Raw genomic sequence first — 17,923 nt, forward strand, 5'->3', positions numbered from 1 at the left:
TCCGTCACCGCAACGATCGGGCTTCACGTCATGCTCCAGGCCGCGCCGCGACGCGCGGCCCTGCGCGCTACCACCAGCTTCGCTGCATCGGCTGCGTCGATTGATAATACTGATACTGGCCACGCTGCCGGCGCGGATTGGCCGGCTGGACGTAGGGATCACGCTGGTAGAAGAAGCCGAAGCCGTTGCCGCCATTGTCCCAGCCGTCATCGCTGGCGATCATGGCAGGCGCGGTCGGCTTGCGGGTGATGAAGCCGCCTTGCGGCTGATCGCTCAGCACCGCGACAAACTCAGTCCGGTAATTGGTCTCGGCGCTCAGCGGCTCGTCCGAGATGATGATCGAGGAGCGCGGCAATGCGGTCGGCCCGATGCGATCCCACACGTCCTGCGGGATGGTGATGCGGTCCAGCGCATTGCGGGCCTCGTCGCCGTTTTCGATCGTGACCACGCTCCAGCGCAGGCCCGTATCGGACTTTGCCATCGCCGTGAAGATGTGGGTGCCGAGCGGCTGCTCGGGATTGCGGATCGTGACGGGGACCTCGATGCTGGTGTCGAACACCTCGCCGCCGCCGTCGGGCGCCGGCTTGTGGGTGTTTCGCCGGACATAGAGCTTCTGCGTCGAGCGGCTGATATAGACCGAGACCGGCTCGCCCGCGAGCTTTGCGTCGGTTGCGGCCTTGACGGCTTCGGTCTTTCTGGCCGCAGCGGCCTTCGCGGCGTCCTTCGTCGCGGCCACGGCATCGCGCTTCGGCTGCGCCGCGGCCTTGGCGGCGTCGAGCTGCGTTGCCGCGTCGGCGGCCTTGGTCGCCGCCTTCTGCTTCAACTCCTCGGCCTTGGCACGGGCCTGATCGGTCTTGGCGTTCGCGAGCATCTTGTCGGCGAAAGCGAGCTCGGCATCGGCGCGGGCTTTCTGCTGTTCCAGCTTGCGCAGCGCAGCGGGGAGCGAGGCAGCTTCCTTCGCGGCAGCGGAAGCAGCCTTCTTGGCCTCGTCGGCGGCCCTTGTCGCCTCCTCGGCTTCGGCGGAGAGCTTGCCGGCCCGGCTCGGCACGGCGGCGATGGCCTCCGGCTTCGGCACGAACAGCGAGGGGTGAGAGAACTCGGTCGGGACCGAGTCAAACGGCGAGATGATCACGCGCATCCCGATATAGGTCTTGTCGAACAGGTTCTCGGCGAAGCCGAACGGCATGCGCACGCAGCCATGCGAGGCGGCATAGCCGGGCAGCGGTCCGCCATGCAGTGCGATGCCGTTCCAGGTGATGCGCTGCATGTTCGGCATCCAGGCATCGTCATACATGGTGGAGCGGTGGTCCTTGTCCTTCTCGACGATGGCGAAGACGCCGGCCGGCGTCTCGCGTCCCGTCGTCCCGGTGGAGACAGGCGCACGCAGGATCCAGCCGTCGGCGTCGTAAAAGGTGACCTGCTGGCTCTTGATCGAGACGATCGCCATGATCGGCTCGCCGGCCTGGCGCTGTGCCACCGCCTCGGCCGGCTGGCGCGCCTGCTTGGCCGCGCTCGCGGGCGCGACCGCCGCAAGGAGGGCCATTGCGGCCAATGTCACAAGTCCGGGAGGCCCCCGACGCCGCATCGCCTTGGTGGGTTGCGCCGTCGTCAGTCGGTTTTTCATGCCATCCTCGGTCGAAATGCCGGCCCGCTCGTGCCGATCATGTATCAGATTGCGATCATTGAATTAAGAAATCGCAGCCGCCTTACGTTCCGTCTGTGGCGATATTCGGCCCGCTTCGGCAACAAATCTCTCATATACGACGGCTTGCGCAGGCGGAAGGGTGGCTCGAGCCTGAGGCTGGTCCGAGGCTGAGGTCTCTCGCTGCGGCGAAACGTCCGCCTGGAGGGTCGGATCCGCCGGCTTTTGACCTCACCGGGAATGGAGAGCCCCAGCGATCACAATCCGGATCACGCGTTCCGGCAAGAACCCATATGTCCTTTGGACGGACAGCGTCTTAGGAGGTCGCCAGCACCTTCCGGCCGAACCTCGGCAATGACTGCAACCGCGGTGCGGACATCCACGCCTTCAGCTGCTTGGTCGCAGGCGTGCCGGCATCGGCGAGGCGGCTGAGGTCAAGGCTGCCTCTCCAAAGGAGACGAGTTGCAGCCGCTCCTCGTCCCACAAGGTCAGCCGCACGGTTCGCAAGCTCTGGACCAGTGTGATCCGTCCGACGGCGGCGAGCTGTGGATGGTCCCGCAACACGTCCGGCAGGCGATAGGAGGGAATTCGACTGCACAAATGGTGGATGTGGTGGACGCCGATATTTGCCGTGAACCACCGCAAGACACTCGGCAATTGGTAGTGCGAGCTGCCGTGCAGTGCGGCATCGTGAAAATTCCAGGTCTCGTCGTGTGACCAATAGGTGCGCTCGAACTGGTGCTGGACGTAGAACAGCCAGACACCGATCGACGCCGCCAGAACGACGATCGGCACGTGTACCATCAGGAATGGCCCATAGCCGACCAGCCAAATCATCGCGGCGACCAGAATCGCGATCGCGGCGTTCGTGCCCATCGTACTCAGCCAGGGCGTCCAACCGCCGCGCATCAGCCCGATCGGCAATCGATGCTTCAAGATGAACAAATAGGCGGGGCCGACGCCAAACATCACGATGGGATGCCGATACAAACGGTATAGCACCCGACGCCATCGCGGCTGGTCGCGAAACTCGCGCACGGTCAACGTATCGATGTCGCCCAAGCCCCGGTGATCGAGATTGCCGGAATTCGCATGATGGCCGGCATGGTTATGCCGCCAATAATCGTATGGTGTCAGTGTCACCACACCGATGGCTCGGCCGACCCAATCGTTCACCGCCCGCCCGCGGAAGAAGGAGCCATGTCCGCAATCATGCTGGATCATGAACAGACGGACCAGCAAGCCCGCAGCAGGGATTTCGAACAGCACGGCGAACCAATAGCCCCGGTCAAGAGCGGCCCAGATCAGCGCCCAGATGAAGCAGAGCGGGACCACCGTGATCGCCAATTCGAGAACACCGCGTATACTGTCGGGCTCGCGATAGCGAACGAGCAACTGCGCGGACGCGCGCATCTCCGGCGTTCCTTGCGGCATTTCCCGCCTGCTCCAAAAAAGTATTGCGACCGCCCGGACGCATTCGGCGGCGGTCCGGAAGTCGTGCCCCGCACGCGCCCATACTGATCCGGGCCTGGATTTCCTGCTGTGCAATATTGCTCACACCAGACGCACCGCAACGGATCGAGGGCGGAAAGACCAGATTAGACGCGTTCGCGGCCGGCGATTCCGGAATGTGAGCAATATTGAACAGTGGCTGACGGACAGGCGCGGCATGCTCACCGTTACGCGGCCGGCGAATCGGCTGTCATCGGCGGCGGCTTCGGGTCCGGCATACCCCGCCATATGAGGAGTAGCTTCATATGTCCGAGGTCTATGGTCGTCCAGAACCGACGTTGATCCCGATACCACGACCACACTGCACGGCCTGCCAGAGCCGCATGATGCTGATTCACGTCGGGGCAAGTCGCGACGGCCCCGATCTGCGCATCTTCGAATGCTCCAAGTGCGGGAACGTCCATAAATCTTTCGCCGATCGATGAGACCAACCGAATAGGAACTGAAGGGGCGCGCGCAAGAAAGCGGTCCTGGCACGGGTGTTGCGAACCAGGACCGCCCTTCATCAGATATGATGAGTGGGCATCACATCCGGTCGCCATCACCAAGTCACCCCGGCGACGTTCGTTCCAGGCATATCCTGAACGACGCGGCTACCAGCGCTTGCGCCAAACGCCGCCCCAGCTGCTTCGTCGAACAACCATGCAGCATTCCGTCCAAAGGTCAGGATAGACCTGGGGCAGGAGTGAATGATGTGCAAAACTGCTCAAATGACGGTCGTATGATCGGCGCGGGTTCACCATCAATTGCGAACCATTCCTTCAAAGCTGAGCAATTCTGCTCTGCAGCCCGGAGAGCCAACCGTTAGAGTCTCGAATGGCCCTCCCGCGACCGGCGCGATGAGCCGCGTCGGCAAATGGCGCGGCAGGGCGCCCTGCCGGAGGCGAAGCAAGATTTGCCTAACGTGCCCGGCCAGGTCTTGCTAGACTGAAGCTCTCTCCATCAGGTTGTGCGACGTCATGCCAAAAGCGCCGAAAAGCGCGTTCGATCCAAAGCTCTTCCTCGCCAAGGTCGGCGAGGGCAAAACCATATTGAAGTTCGACAAGAACCAAGTGGTGTTCTCGCAAGGCGACGCCGCGGATACCGTTTTTTACATCCAAAAGGGGAGGATCAAGGTTCTCGTCGTCTCGGAGCAAGGCAAGGAGGCGGTGGTCGGAATCATGGAGCCCGGACAATTCTTCGGTGAGGGCTGCCTGAACGGCCATCCCTTGCGAATTTCGACGACCGTGACGATGGAGCAAAGCGTGATCACGTCCATCAAGAAACCAGCGATGCTCGTCGCACTCAAGGCCGAACCGAAGTTCTCCGAGTTGTTCATGGGGTATCTGCTCAGCCGAAACAGCCGCATAGAAGAAGACCTGATCGACCAGTTGTTTAATTCGAGCGAGAAGCGGCTTGCGCGTCTTCTGCTGCTGTTGGCCAATTTCGGCAAGGACGGCGCCACTCAGCCCATCTCGGCGCCGGTTAGTCAGGAGACGCTTGCGGAGATGATCGGGACAACCCGATCCCGCGTCAGCTTTTTCATGAACAAATTCCGCAAGCTCGGCTTTATCACCTACAACGGCAAGATCGAGGTTCACACTTCCCTCCTGAACGCGGTCTTGTACGACAAGCCTGAGATCGCGAGGGACGACTGAGACGGTTGGAAGCAAGCGCGCCCCAAGCCCTCTCCTGCAACGATCGAAGGTACCCCATGAAGAAGCCGACCGCGCAAGTCGAAGAGATCGAGCCGAGAACGATTCAAAGGGCTGACGTGGCACCAGCCGATGGCTTCTCGTTAATCGTCGATGGCCACTTCAAGACCCGCTACGAAAGCGAGGCGGCTGCCCGAGCAGCCGGCGCCGAGCTGCTCGACAGGTTCCCGATGCTGCAGATCCTGGTCTACGATGCCGCAACCAGGGTGCGGTCGCCGCTGCAATAGGTTTCTGGTTGACTGGGCTCCGCATCGGGCATCGTCGCCTGCTGCTGCGCGAGGTGTGTTCGTGACAACCTCGGGACTGCACGATCACCCTTTCTTGGGACGATCGGACGGGGTGCCGGAGATGATTCGGCGCAGGCGTATTGCTTCCGCAAAACTTGCGGATGGCTGCCTTTGCGGTGCAGGGCGGTTCTCGGTCTCGTCAGGCTCCGGCGATTCCCTGACGGAGAGCAACGCTTCGCTGTCGCGGTCCAGGCGCTTGTCAGAGCCCGTCGCGTCGAGCGTATGGCCGACCAACTCGCCCGAGAGACGGTAGATATTGTTGCCCCGAAGGTCGTAAACTTTCTTGCCGGTGAGGTCGAAAATGGATGCGCCGTTCAGCACGCCGGCGCGGATGCCCCTGTTATTGAATATGTATCCGCTCACCATGCATCTCCCATTGACGCCTCTTTGAAGGTCCCCGGCGCTCGCCTATTGGCTCGTGACCCGGCCTTTCGCCTCTTCCTCGGCCAGACGCTTCAGGAGCCATCGCCGCCGGACAGCGTCTTTTTCCAGCTCGATGTTCCGTTTGAAGATTCTGATGTTTTCGCGGTGGATGAACTCTTCCAGCTCGCTCAAGTCGGTGGCCGCAGGTCATGACTGTCGAGCCAGACGACCGTGGCGGTCATCGGATCGCTTTCGATTGCGGCGGCGGAACCTCGGTGGCACCCGGCGCACGCGAACGTTCCGATCTCCAATGCTGCTAGGCCCGGAATGCTCGCCAAGCCCATGCATTCGCCGCACCAACGACAACGCGGCCCTTCGCCTGATGCAGGTGAGGGACTGTATGCCTGGGAATAGTGCAAATACATGCGATGCCCCGCGGGGGATCCGGCGAGAGCGTTACAGCACTCTCAATCACCGATAGATTGCCGATATGGGCGGTGATGAGGCCAGCATAGACCGTTGCCCCCGCCTGTTTCTGGTCAATATTGCTCGCTCGGGCGAAGGTTCTCTCCTGGAACCGGGCCGCCTCCACCTTGGCTACACTCCCAGCGCGTTCCGGTTGGAGGCCCGCAAGACGCGCAACGACAGCGTCTGCACCTGGGCGACATTGAGAAGCCACGCTGCAGCGGCGTAAGCGAAACCGCCTGCAAGGCTCACGACGATCAGCGCCACAAGGCCGGTGCCGCCGACTTGCGAACGCGCAACGAGGATGGCGGCGGCCATCGCCGCGGCCGACACCGCGATCCCGGCAAGCCGGTTGAGATCGAACGGGACCGGGTGGACGCGACGCATCAGGACGACGGCGACGAGGAAACCGATCGCCTCGGTCGCGAGCGTCGCCAGCGCCGCGCCATAGATGCCATAGCCGGCGACCAGCGCGACCATCAGCACCACGCTGACGAGCAGCGTGAGGAACGATTGCGCCGCCAGCATGAAGGGTCGCTCGGCGAGCTGGAAGCTGATCTGGACGTAGAACTGGTTGGCGATGCCGAAGAAACGGGCGAGCACCAGCGTCGGCAGCAGCGCCGACACGCCGGCGCGGAAGTCGACGCCGACGAGCGTGCCGGCGACCTGGTCCGCCGCCAGCGCAAGCCAGATCGCAACCGGCGTGACGACGACGAGCAGGAGCTCGAAGCTCTCGGTCAGCCGTTCCCGCGTCGTCTCCTTGTTATTCTCGGACAATGACCGGAACACCAGCGGCACGGTCGCCGCGGCGACGCTCGACGCGATCATCACCATGAACTGGCGCGGCAGATCAGCAGCGACGCCGAAGATGCCGGCGGCATCCTTGCCGAGCAGATAAGCGACGATGAGCCGGTCGCAGGCCGAATAGACCGCAACGGAGAGACCGGCCAGCGTCAATGGCAGGCCGTAGCGCGCCAGCTGCATGAACTGGCTGCGCTCGAAGCGAGCGATCTTGGTGCGATCGCCGACGAGATTGAGAATGATTCCAGTGAGCGAGCCCAGGCCGAACGCCGCGAGCAGCCCCAATCCGCCCCAGCCGAGCCAGATGCCGACGAGGCCGAAGCCGACGCTCGACACGCTGCGCACGATCGAGATCATGGCAAACCGGTAGGGTCGCAATTTGGCGCGTTCGAACTCCTGCCCGACATCGACGGCATTGGCCATGATCGCGACGAACATGCTGGCGAGCAACAGCTCGACGCTGACGTCGCTGCGGAACACGAAGACCAGCGGGGTCGTGGCGCAGAGCACCGCGACGGTGAGCCCAAAGGCGACCATCGCCGTGCCGCGGAAATCCACGTCCGCCGACATCGCCTGATAACGGGACACCGACAGCTTGATCCAGGCGAAGAAGATCGCGCCCAAAATGCCGGCGAGGCTGATGCCGACCACATAGACGCCGTACTCCGCCGGCGTCAGCAGCCGCGTGTAGGCCGTGACCGCGAAGAAACCCACCGCCGCAGGCAGGATGTAGGCGACGAGATAGATCGAGAAATGGCGGTTCAGCATGCGAGCACGGGACCGGCAGCGGTGTTGCGAGTGTGGCGGCCGTTCATCAATGGGACCCTGGCCGGGCGAAGGAACTGCGCCGCAGCATCGCGCAAGAGTGTCACATAAGTCTGCAGATCGGGCGGCGAATGGCGCTTCGCGGCCGCTTTTGGGCGTTAGCGTTAAATTTGCCCTTCCGCGAACGCCGAGGCGCGAACACGCGGTGAAACCATGCCTGCCGACGGCGAAGATTAACCCAACACGGCAAAACCCCGGCGTCGCGAGGCGCCGCTTGGTACGATGGTGCGTTGGTTCGAAAAGGACGACCGTGACCAGGCTCGACAGACGCGAATTCCTTCTCGGCAGCGCCGCAACGCTCGCGGCGGGCGCAACGGCATCCGCGGCGCCGGCGTCGAAGCTTGCGCAGCGCCGCCCGGGTTTCGGCGCCGCGGCCACGCTGTGGGACCTGCAGGCCGATCCCAGGCTCGGCGAAGCCATCAGCACCTATTGCACGCAGGTGGTGCCGGTGCTCGAGCTGAAATGGCCGATGCTGCGGCCGAACGCACACACGTTCAATTTCGAGCGCGCCGACGCGATCCTGGATTTTGCGCGGGAGAACGATCTGACGATGCGCGGCCACGCGCTCGCCTGGTATCACGACATTCCGGACTGGACCAAGCAGCTCAAGGACACCCGCAGCGTCGAGCGCGCCTATGTCGACCACGTCGGCACCGTCGTCTCCTACTACAAGGACAAGCTGACCTCGTGGGACGTCGTCAACGAGCCGATCCCGGACAATCCCCGCAGCCCGAAAGATCGCCGCGACACGTTTTGGACGCAGCATCTGGGGCAAAGCTGGATCCCGCTGGCGTTCCGCACGGCGGCCGCGGCCGATCCTTTCGTCAAGCTCGCGATCAACGAATACGACATCGAGTCGGCGAAGGACTCGTTCATTGCCAAGCGCGCGGCCTATCGCAATTTGATCATGGACCTGCTCGACCAGGGCGTCCCGCTCCACGCCGTCGGACTGCAATCGCATCTGCACGCCGAGCTCGAGATCGACACCCATGGCCTCGCCGAATTCGTCACCGAGCTGCGCTCCTGGGGGCTCGAGGTGCTCGTTACCGAGCTCGACGTCGACGACCAGAAGCTGACGGGCAATCCGGCGCAGCGCGATGCCATCGTTGCCAAGCGCGTCGATGATCTCCTCACGGCGATCTCCACCAGCGGACCGGTGCGCTCGATACTGACCTGGGGCCTTTCGGATCGCTACAGCTGGATCAACGGCGTCTTTGCGCGCGCCGACGAGCAGCCGAACCGCCCGCTGCCGCTCGACGGCGAGTTCAAGCCGAAGCCGTTCATGGACGTGATCAGCAAATTTACGAAGGACGCCTGACGGCGCCGGATCAGCGCGCCTTCGGCACGACGAGTTCGGCCGCATCATCCATGTGGTCGGGTGCAAGGCTCGGCGCGCGGCGATCGCGCGAGGAGAGACGGAACACGTCGCGGATGTCGTCGACCGAGGTCGAGGAATAGGACTGGATGCAGAGCGCGACCTGCTCGGAGGAAGCTGCGCGCATCATCGCTTCGATCGCCGGACGGTCGAGCGGCGTGTCGTCCCAATGCGAGACCGCGATGCTGTCTTCGGTGACCCGGTGCGTGGCCAGATGCGCGGGCGAGTTCGCGACGAAATGGCCGTACATCAGATATTCCGAGAACTTCTTTTTCCGGCACAGCGCCAGGACCCAGTTCAGTCCCGTTGCCGATTTGATGGCGGCGGTCATCGCGCGCGCGGTGCCCTTGTCCCAGACCAGCCCGTTACCGACATAGTCGTCGGCAGGGAAGGAGCGGTCCTTGATGCCGAGCAGCTGGTCGACCGTGCGCAGCCACAGCCCGTGCAACGGGTGGTCTGCGCCGATATCCTTTGGCGTCACGAACAGCGGCGTCTTCTCAGCCCCGGCATATCGGCCGACGTCGAACTCGCGAAAGAACAGATTGTCCGAATCCAGGATGCAGACGCGCTGCTCGGGCGCATTGAGGACGCCGGCGATCTTCAGGATCTGCTGGATGTGCCAGCCATGCACCGGCGAAGACAGCAGCGACAGCCAGACACGCCGCTTGCTGATGAACTGAAGCGACGGCGGCAGCGCAAACAGCCATTTCGGCAAGTAGCGCGAGGCCGGAACGATGACCCGCTTGTCGGACGCGAAGCGCTCGAACAGCGGCACGTCCTCATCGTTAACGAGAACATAATGCCGCGTGTATCCCGTCAGCCAGGTGTCGATGCTCTCGCTGAGCAGCGAAAAGCGTTCGATATCCTTGGCGTAGCTGGCAGTCAGCAGGGCAACGGAATGCATGGAGCGCGCTCAAATGGCCATCAGGCCGCACTCATAGCCGCACGGCGGGATGCTGCAACTCACAAACGGAATCAAGGTAAAATGAAACGAAGCGTTAGCCATCGGACGGCAACCCCTGCTCGATACCGCGAAAGCGCAGCGGGGCGAGTGCTGAGGCGCGCTGCCACCAGTCGGCGACGCGGTCGTCGAGCGCGGTCATGCCGCGCCCCTGGCCGGGATAGATCCTGATCTGCTGCACCGCCTTCGCTTCAAACCCCTTGCGCTTACCCTCCCCCTTGCGCGTGATCTTGAGCGCGGCGCCTTCGCGATCCCGCTGGGTCAGCGGCACCAGCAGACGGCCGCGCGGACGAAGCGCCTCAAGCCAGAGCGGATGCGGATGCGAGAAACCGGCATGGATGATGATGACATCGGCGGATTCGCGGATCTGCTCACGTCCATCGCCATGGACTACCTCGACGTTAGGGTAGGCGTGAAGGAAACTTGCAGCGCGGCGCGCCAGACGCTCGTCACATTCGATGGCCATCACCCTGCCCTTGGGACCGACCATCCTGGACAGCACCGCCGAGAAATAGCCGAGCCCGCATCCGATCTGGACCACGCGATCCCTCTCCTTGATGTCGAGCACATCGATGAAATGCGCCCATAGGCTCGGCAGTCCGGTATCGAGCCTGCGGCGGGCGTCGATCGCGACCAGGACGTTGTCGTAGAGGTGGACGGGATCGGCACTTGGCGTCAGCCGGTAGAGGCGCGCCGCCTCGCTCTTGATGCGCCAGGGTCCCTTTCCCAGAAACGCCTCGCGCGGAACAGCGGCGAGCGCTTCGAGCAGGCGTGGCGAGGTAATCGCCTCGCGCCTCGCAATCGACGCGACGTAACGCGCGCGTGCGGCGGCAAGATCGCTCATGTCACGGAGTGGCCTGTTCGCGGACCGGCGCGTCCGCGCCAAGCTCGTTGACGAGCTGCATCGCCTGCTTCAGGTCCGGCGTGTAAAAACCCTCGCTGAACTTGGCGACAACGGGCGTGAGAAGGAAACCTGCGTGCTCACGCTTGCCGGCATCGAGCGACAGCCGCGCCAGGCTGACGGCGGTGCGAAGCTCCCAGGACAGCGCGCCCTGCTTGCGCGCGATCTCCAGCGACAGGGCGAACAGATCCGCAGCCTCCTGCAATGAGGCGGGATCACCGTCCGACATCGTGATCTCGCCTTGCAGGCGGTAGACCTCGGCGAGATAGGAATGATCGCCGGTGCGCCTCGCGGTCGCGAGCGCACCGTCGAGCGCGCGCAAGGCGGCCTCGCGCATGCCGACCTTGGCATAGGCTTCCGCAAGCAGACAGCGGAACCAGCAGCCGGCGAGCCAGGAATCCATCGCCTCGTATTCGTCGAGGCCGAAGCGCATCTGGCTGAGACCTTCGTCCGCCTCGCCGAGCTGGGCCAGCGCCCAACCGCGCAGGATCGCGGCCTGCTGCTTCCAATGCAGGAAATTGTGCTCGGTGGCGATGATCATGGCGCGGTTGGCGTGGTCGCGCGTCCCTTCGACATCGCGCAGATGCTGGCAGAGATAGGCACCGAACACCAGTGCGAAGGCGAGCGTGAAGGGATGGCGCATCTTCTCGGCATTCGCGATCGCCTGCTCGCTGTGCTGGCGCGCCGCGTCGGGCCGGCCGAGGAACCACAGGAGGTAACCGAGATAGGACAGCGAGACGACGCCGGGATCGGTGCCGTGCCGCTCCATCAGATCGGAGTGCAGATCGGGGCTGTAGAGATTGATGCAGCGGTGCAGATGATGCTGCGAGGCGGCGAAGCGCCCGCGATAGAGCATGGTCATCGCGATCGAGCGGTGCGCCTCGATCAGATAGCCGGTCTGTTGCGCCGGCTGCGTCCGTTCGTTCAGCCGCTCGCGCTTGGCGAATTTCAACAGCTCGACGCTGAGATCGTGCGCGCGGGTGAGATCGGCGCGAATGAAATGGCAGACCCACAGGCCGCGGGTGGCGGCAAAGGCCTTTTCGTCGTCGTCGAGCTGCTGGCCGAGCTCCAGCGCGCGGATGTAGTTCTCCTCGACCTCCTGCACCGCATAGCCCTTGGCGGCGATCAGCGCGTTGCCGAGCGCGATGCGCAGCTCGAGCTCGATCTCGTCCGCGCCCTGCATGCGCGCATTGGCCTGCACGACGCTGAGGCCCCGGCGCAGATGACCGATCGCCTCCAGATTGGCGCCGCTTCTTGCGGCCTGCTTGCCGGCCTTGAGCCAGAAGCCGGCGGCGCCCTCGCTCTGGCCGGATTCGGTCAGGTGATGGGCCAGCAGCTCCGGTTCCCGCTCGGTCTTCTCCGGATACATCTCGGCGAGCACCTGGGCGATCCGGGAATGCAGCTTGCGCCGCTCGCTGTGCAACAGGCTCGCATGCGCGGCGTTCTGGATCATCACGTGCTTGAAGGAATAGAGCGCGTCCGGCGGATGGCCGCGGCGCACGATCAGCCCGGCCTGCTCCAGATGATTGAGCGCGGCCTCTATCTGCTCGGCCGGCGTGTTGGCGACCGCGTGCAACGTCTCATAGGAGAACTCACGGCCGATGGTGGCGCCGATCTGGGCGATCCGCTTGAACGGACCCATGCGGTCCAGCCGCGCCATCAGCGAGTCGGACAGGGTTGCCGGGATCGCAAGCTGCCGCCACGGGCCCGACAGCACGTAGCGGCCATGCCGCTCGGTCAACAGGTTGGATTCGAGGACGGTCTTGGTCAGCTCTTCCAGGAACAGCGGCACGCCGTCGGTCTTGACGATGATCTCCTCGACGACCTCCTTGGGAAGCTCGCGTCCGGCAACGCGCTCCACCAGCATGGTGCGCAACTGCCGGCTCAGGCGGTTCAACACCAGCGTCGTGATGTGCGAATGCGCGTTCCAGCTCGGCTGGAATTCGGACCGTGCGGTGATGATGACCAGGATCGGCCGGTTCTGCACCCGGTCGACCAGTAGATCGATCACCTCGCGCGAGGTCGGGTCGATCCAGTGCAAATCCTCAAACGCGATCACGAGCGGCATCTCGCGCGCAAGGCCGAGGAAGTGGTTGACCAGCGCCGCAACGGTCGCATCCTTCTGCTGCTGCGGCGACAGTTCGAGCGGCGGATAGCGGTCGCCGGTCGGGATCGACAGCAGCGCGGCGAACAGCGGCGTAACCTGCTCGATGTCGCCATGAGCGGCGGCGATCGCAGTCTCCAGGCCCGCCAGCGACAGTGCGGACGGATCATCGCGGTCGAGGCCGAGCGAGAATTTGAGCTGCTCGGCGAACGGATAGAACGCCGTGGACGTGTAATAGGGCGAGCACTGGAACGAGACCTGTCCATGGCGGTCGCCCGAGATCCGATCGAAGATCTCCTGGATGATGCGCGACTTGCCGATGCCGGGCTCGCCGAACTTGACGACGACCTGGCCGTCGCCGTCCTTGGCCTGCTGCCAGCGCCCCATCAGCAGCGCGATCTCCTCCTCACGATTGACGAGTGGGGTCAACCGCGTGCCCATGGCGGCGGCGAAGCGGGTCTCCACCCGCGAGGCGCGCATCACGTGCCAGGCCTGTGTCTTTTCGGAGATGCCCTTCAGATCATGGACGCCGAGATTGCGGAACTCGAACTTCCCCTTCAGCAGGGACTGCGTCGAGGCGGAGATCACCACGCCGTTGGACGGCGCCAGGCCTTGCAGGCGCGCGGCGAGGTTGACGGTTTCGCCGACCGCGGAGTCGCGCTCTTCGGTGCCCTGCCCGACGAGGTCGCCGACCACGACGAGGCCGGTCGCGATCCCGATGCGGACGGCGGGCGAGTGGCTGAGCGCGCCACGCGGCTCGACCGCACGTGCGCTCGACAGCACCCGCACGATCTCGAGCCCGGCACGCACCGCGCGCTCGGCATCGTCCTCATGCGCAGTGGGATAGCCGAAATAGACAAGAATACCGTCGCCGACGAAACGAGCGGCAAAACCTTCGTAATGCTTGACCACGCGGACGCAGGTTTCGCGGAAGCTCGCGATCATGTCCCGGACGTCTTCCGGATCGAACTGCACGGAGAGCGAGGTGGAATCCACCATGTCGCAGAACATGGTGGTGAGCTGACGCCGTTCGGCACCGACCTCCGTGCGGGTTTGCGGCCGCACCGTCGTCGCGGGCGCCTGCGCCGTTTCCGCCTGGAACAGCGCCGCCATCGCCCGTTGCAGCCGCTTGCGATCGCCGAGCGGCAATCCGAGCCCGACCAGATCGGATTCGGTCAGGTCACCCATGACATCGAGATCGAGCCGGTGCTGTGCGAAGAGATCGGAGTAATGGCCGAGGCCGATGCCTTCGAGCCAGCGCTTCAGCCCGCCTTCCGCTCCCGTGTCCGGCTCATTCTCCAGCATGGTGATTTCTGCCCGACCCTCATTCCGTCGAAGGGCTTTCAGGGCGCCTCAACCACAGATTTTGGGCCCAAAACTTCACCTCAGACTGGACGCGTTCCCTGACTTCTTGGAAGAATAGCTCAATCGCATCAAAAGGGAACGGAATTGTCGGACGTCACACTCCCAGCCCCGGAGAAATCAAGCGGCACGACGGCCGAAGCGGAGATGTTCGCTTGTATCGGCGGTCTTCTCGATTTCTACGCCCGCAAGACGCCCGCAGCGCCCGCCCTCCTCGCCCCCGGCCGGCCTATCCTCAACTACGGCGCGCTTGGCGAGGTGATGCAGGATCTCGTCCGCACGCTGCGCCGGCTCGGCATAGCCCCTGCCGACCGGATTGCAGTTGCGCTGCCCCGCGGCGCCGATAGCGCGTTGGCGCTGATCGCGGTCGCCTCGAGCGGCGCCTGCGTCCCCGTCAATCCCGACCTGACCGCCGATGAGCTGCAACGCTATTTCAGCGAATTGAAGCTGACGGCGCTGGTGACCCGGGCCGACATGAACTCGGCGAGCCGCGACGTCGCCAAGGCGCTCGATATCGCGGTGATCGATTTCGTGCCGGGACCGCAAGACAATCTCGGCGGCTGCAAATTCGTCGGTGCGACGGTCGGGCCGGCGGCGACCGGCGGCGCCTCGCGCGGCGACGACGATGCGTTCATCCTGTTGACGTCGGGCACGGCGGCGCGGCCGAAAATGGTGCCGCTGACACATCGCAATGTGTGCCTGTCCGCCACCAATGCCGGCCGCGTGCTGTCGCTCACATCCCATGATCGCCTGCTCAACGTCCTGCCGCTGTTTCACGCCCATGGCTTGATCTCCGGCCTGCTGACGGCGCTGGCCGCGGGCTCCAGCGTGATCTGCACCGACGGTTTCGACGCACCGTCCTTCTTCGACTGGATGCGGGAGCTGCGGCCGACCTGGTACACCGCCGTGCCGACCATTCATCGCGCATTGCTGACCGCGGCGGAATCCGACCCGGACCGCGCCCGGTCGTCGTCGCTGCGCGTGATCCGCTCGGCCTCTGCCTCTCTCGCGCCCACGATCCTCCAGGGGCTGGAGGCGACATTCGGCGTTCCCGTGCTCGAAACCTACGGCATGACCGAAGCGGCCTCGCAGATCGCGGCCAATCCGTTCGATCTGCGCAAGGTCGGATCGGTCGGGCGCGCCGCGGGTCCCGAGATCGCGATCATGGACGAGACGGGCCGGGCGCTTGCGAGCGGCGAGCGCGGCGAGATCATGCTGCGCGGACCGAATATGAGCCGCGGCTATTACAACGACGAGGCGGCCACCCAGGCCGCGTTCCGCGACGGCTGGTTCCGGACCGGCGACCTCGGCTATCTCGACAGCGACGGCTATCTTTTCATCGTCGGGCGCATCAAGGACGTCATCAACCGCGGCGGGCAGAAGATCTCACCGATCGAGGTGGAAGAGGTCCTGCTCAGCCATCCGGCGGTGCTGGAGGCCGGCGTGTTCGCGGTCCCGCACGAGAAGCTCGGCGAGAACGTCGCTGCCGTCGTGGTGCTGCGGTCGCAGGCCGAGGCGACCTCGGAGCAGTTGCGCCAGTTCGCGCGAAAGCGGCTGGCGGCCTACAAGGTGCCGAGCCTGATCCGCAGCGTGGCGGCCCTGCCGAAGGGCGGCAGCGGCAAGGTCAAGCGCAACGCGCTGGCCGAGCTGATCGCCAAGCCGGAGAGCGGCGACGAGGCGCGGCTGCCGCGCAACGCGCTGGAGACCCAGCTCGCCGCGATCTGGGCCGGCCTGTTGGAGCTGCCGCGGGTCAGCGTCGATCAGGACGTCTTCGCGCTCGGCGCGGATTCGCTCGCGGTGACGCAGATGCGCTCGCGGCTGCGCGAACGCTTCAACGTCGACTTCTCGTTCGAGGACATTTTCGATTGCGCCACCGTCGCCGCACTTGCGGCCCGGCTCGAGGCCGCTGCGAACCGTCGCGAGGCGGCACTGCCGGCCTGGCGGCAGACAAGGGAAGCCGAGGCGCCGCTTTCGTTCCAGCAGCAGCGCATGTACGTGCTCTCGCGGCTCGATCCGACGCGCTACAATTACAACGTGGTGGAAGTCGCAGTGCTCAAAGGCCTGGTCGACGTCGCCGCGCTTCAGGCCAGTCTTGCCGCGATCTGCGCGCGTCATGAGGCGTTGCGCTCGGTCATCGTCGAGCGCCAGGGCGAGCCGGCGCAGCTCGTGCTGCAATCGCCGCCGCGGCTCGAGCGGGTCAAGCTCAAACCCTGTCCCGCGGACAAGCGGGCCGCCACGATCAGGCGCGAGGCGCTCAAGCTCGCGCAACACCCTTTCGACCTCGCGCATGAGCCGCCGCTGAAGGTCACGCTACTGTCGTTCGACAAGACGAGCCATGCGCTGGTGGTCAACGTTCATCACCTCGTCACCGACGGCTGGTCGCAGCGCCTGTTCTGGGAGGAGCTTGCCGCCCATTACGCCGCCGCGCACAGGGGGAGCGTGGCGGCACTCCCCCCGCCGGCTTTCCAATATCGCGACTTTGCGCTCTGGCAGCAGAGCTGGGCGCAGACGCCGGCGGCAAAGGACCAGCTCGACTATTGGCGAACCCAGCTAGACGGCGTCACCACGCTGCCGCTGCGGACCGATCGACCAAGGCCCGAGATCTGGAGCGGTCACGGCGCCCGCCACTATCTCGAATTCTCCAGGACGCTGTCGGCCGAGCTGCGCGCGTTGAGCCAGAACCAGGGCGTCACGCCTTTCATGACGCTGCTCGCCGGCTTCCAATGCCTGTTGTTCCGCCACACCGGGCATGAGGACGTCGCGACCGGTTCGCTGATCGCCAACCGCAACCAGATCGAGAGCGAGCGCCTGATCGGGCTGTTCGCCAACACGCTGATCCTGCGCAACGATTTTGGCGGCGACCCCGGCTTCAGCGAGCTGTTGCGGCGGGTCCGCCAGGTCACGCTCGATGCCTATCGCAACCAGGACCTTGCGATCGAGGAGGTGTTGCGCGCGCTGCAGATCGCGCGGCGGAGCGATGGCAATCCGCTGTTCCGGATCATGTTCATCCTCCAGAACGCCTCGATCGAGGCAGCGCGCTTCCCGGGCCTGTCGATGCGGCGGCTGGAGATCGATCCGAAAGTCGCGCGCTTCGACATCACGCTCGAGCTGGTCGAGGCCGACGGCCGCTTCACCGGCTTCTTCGAATACGCCACCGATCTGTTCGACGCCGCGACGATCGAGGCCATGGCGGCCCAGTTCAAGTCCCTGCTGAAGGCCGTCATCGCCGATCCGGAACAGCGCATCTCCCGCCTGCCGCTGCTGACCGAGGCCGAACGCCGGCAATTGCTGGCGACGGGCCGGGGCGTGCCGGCCAATTTCACCACGAGCGGCAATTTGAGCGAACGCTTCGACCGCCAGGCCAGGACGACGCCGAACGCGATTGCGGTGACAGACGGGCGCGCGTCGCTGAGCTATCGCGAACTGGCCCGCCGCAGCCAGGCCATCGCGCGCTTGCTGGTGCGCGAAGGCATCGGGCCTGAGAGCGTCGTGGCCTTGCTTGCGGATCGCGGGCCCGACCTGCTCGCCGCGATGATCGGCGTGCAGCGCGCGGGCGCGGCCTTCCTCAATCTCGATCCCGATCAGCCGCCGGCGCGGCTCACGACCATTCTCGGATCGAGCTGCGCCCGCA

Annotated in this window: 12 protein-coding genes; 4 read left to right on the forward strand and 8 right to left on the reverse strand. The window is 64.7% G+C overall.

Annotation, left to right across the window (positions count from 1 at the left end; genetic code table 11):
• Positions 1-67: 67 nt before the first annotated feature.
• Positions 68-1,624, reverse strand: a complete 1,557-nt coding sequence (locus SE92_RS17180) for a L,D-transpeptidase (RefSeq protein WP_063196841.1) — start codon at positions 1,622-1,624, stop codon at positions 68-70.
• A gap of 405 nt (positions 1,625-2,029) precedes the next feature.
• Positions 2,030-3,076: a fatty acid desaturase gene (locus SE92_RS17185; protein WP_063196842.1), complete on the reverse strand. Its 1,047-nt coding sequence runs from the start codon at positions 3,074-3,076 to the stop codon at positions 2,030-2,032.
• 1,037 nt (positions 3,077-4,113) lie between these two features.
• Here SE92_RS17185 and SE92_RS17195 point away from each other — a divergent pair.
• Entirely contained in the window at positions 4,114-4,791 is a 678-nt protein-coding gene (locus SE92_RS17195; protein WP_063196846.1) for a Crp/Fnr family transcriptional regulator, read from the forward strand.
• 56 nt (positions 4,792-4,847) lie between these two features.
• Positions 4,848-5,075, forward strand: coding sequence for a hypothetical protein (locus tag SE92_RS17200; protein WP_063196848.1), 228 nt, complete (start codon positions 4,848-4,850; stop codon positions 5,073-5,075).
• An 84-nt stretch (positions 5,076-5,159) separates the two neighbouring features.
• On the opposite strand, the gene SE92_RS35900 is transcribed toward SE92_RS17200, so the two are convergent.
• The 3 genes from SE92_RS35900 to SE92_RS17210 form a co-directional block, all read right to left on the reverse strand.
• On the reverse strand, positions 5,160-5,501 hold the full coding sequence (locus SE92_RS35900; RefSeq protein WP_063921222.1) for a hypothetical protein: 342 nt from the start codon (positions 5,499-5,501) through the stop codon (positions 5,160-5,162).
• A gap of 42 nt (positions 5,502-5,543) precedes the next feature.
• Positions 5,544-5,690 carry a hypothetical protein gene (locus SE92_RS35905; protein ID WP_157095523.1) on the reverse strand — a complete coding sequence of 49 codons (147 nt, stop codon included), beginning with the start codon at positions 5,688-5,690 and terminating at the stop codon, positions 5,544-5,546.
• A gap of 405 nt (positions 5,691-6,095) precedes the next feature.
• Entirely contained in the window at positions 6,096-7,532 is a 1,437-nt protein-coding gene (locus SE92_RS17210) for a lipopolysaccharide biosynthesis protein (RefSeq protein ID WP_063196850.1), read from the reverse strand.
• A gap of 307 nt (positions 7,533-7,839) precedes the next feature.
• Here SE92_RS17210 and SE92_RS17215 point away from each other — a divergent pair, with 307 nt between their 5' ends.
• The gene (locus SE92_RS17215) at positions 7,840-8,907 is read left to right on the forward strand and encodes an endo-1,4-beta-xylanase (protein ID WP_063196851.1); all 1,068 of its coding nucleotides are present in this window, start codon (positions 7,840-7,842) and stop codon (positions 8,905-8,907) included.
• 10 nt (positions 8,908-8,917) lie between these two features.
• Here the strand turns inward: SE92_RS17215 and SE92_RS17220 are convergent, their stop codons facing one another.
• From SE92_RS17220 to SE92_RS17230, 3 genes are all read right to left on the reverse strand, one after another.
• Complete coding sequence (locus SE92_RS17220; RefSeq protein WP_063196853.1) at positions 8,918-9,868, reverse strand: DUF6492 family protein; 951 nt, start codon at positions 9,866-9,868, stop codon at positions 8,918-8,920.
• 94 nt (positions 9,869-9,962) lie between these two features.
• The gene (locus tag SE92_RS17225) at positions 9,963-10,769 is read right to left on the reverse strand and encodes a protein-L-isoaspartate O-methyltransferase family protein (RefSeq protein WP_063196855.1); all 807 of its coding nucleotides are present in this window, start codon (positions 10,767-10,769) and stop codon (positions 9,963-9,965) included.
• Position 10,770: 1 nt separating this feature from the next.
• Positions 10,771-14,235 carry an AAA family ATPase gene (locus tag SE92_RS17230; protein ID WP_063196857.1) on the reverse strand — a complete coding sequence of 1,155 codons (3,465 nt, stop codon included), beginning with the start codon at positions 14,233-14,235 and terminating at the stop codon, positions 10,771-10,773.
• Positions 14,236-14,439: 204 nt separating this feature from the next.
• Here SE92_RS17230 and SE92_RS17235 point away from each other — a divergent pair.
• Positions 14,440-17,923 (forward strand): condensation domain-containing protein (locus tag SE92_RS17235; RefSeq protein WP_157095894.1); only part of this gene is annotated, 3,484 nt, incomplete at its 3' end.

Source organism: Bradyrhizobium sp. AT1, assembly GCF_001590795.1.
Taxonomy (GTDB): Bacteria; Pseudomonadota; Alphaproteobacteria; order Rhizobiales; family Xanthobacteraceae; genus Bradyrhizobium.

Coding starts and splice junctions, on each gene's coding strand:
- SE92_RS17180 (WP_063196841.1), bottom strand. CDS start 1,624: ATGAAAAACCGACTGACGACGGCGCAACCCACCAAGGCGATGCGGCGT.
- SE92_RS17200 (WP_063196848.1), top strand. CDS start 4,848: ATGAAGAAGCCGACCGCGCAAGTCGAAGAGATCGAGCCGAGAACGATT.
- SE92_RS17220 (WP_063196853.1), bottom strand. CDS start 9,868: ATGCATTCCGTTGCCCTGCTGACTGCCAGCTACGCCAAGGATATCGAA.
- SE92_RS35900 (WP_063921222.1), bottom strand. CDS start 5,501: ATGGTGAGCGGATACATATTCAATAACAGGGGCATCCGCGCCGGCGTG.
- SE92_RS17185 (WP_063196842.1), bottom strand. CDS start 3,076: ATGCCGCAAGGAACGCCGGAGATGCGCGCGTCCGCGCAGTTGCTCGTT.
- SE92_RS17230 (WP_063196857.1), bottom strand. CDS start 14,235: ATGCTGGAGAATGAGCCGGACACGGGAGCGGAAGGCGGGCTGAAGCGC.
- SE92_RS17210 (WP_063196850.1), bottom strand. CDS start 7,532: ATGCTGAACCGCCATTTCTCGATCTATCTCGTCGCCTACATCCTGCCT.
- SE92_RS17195 (WP_063196846.1), top strand. CDS start 4,114: ATGCCAAAAGCGCCGAAAAGCGCGTTCGATCCAAAGCTCTTCCTCGCC.
- SE92_RS17225 (WP_063196855.1), bottom strand. CDS start 10,769: ATGAGCGATCTTGCCGCCGCACGCGCGCGTTACGTCGCGTCGATTGCG.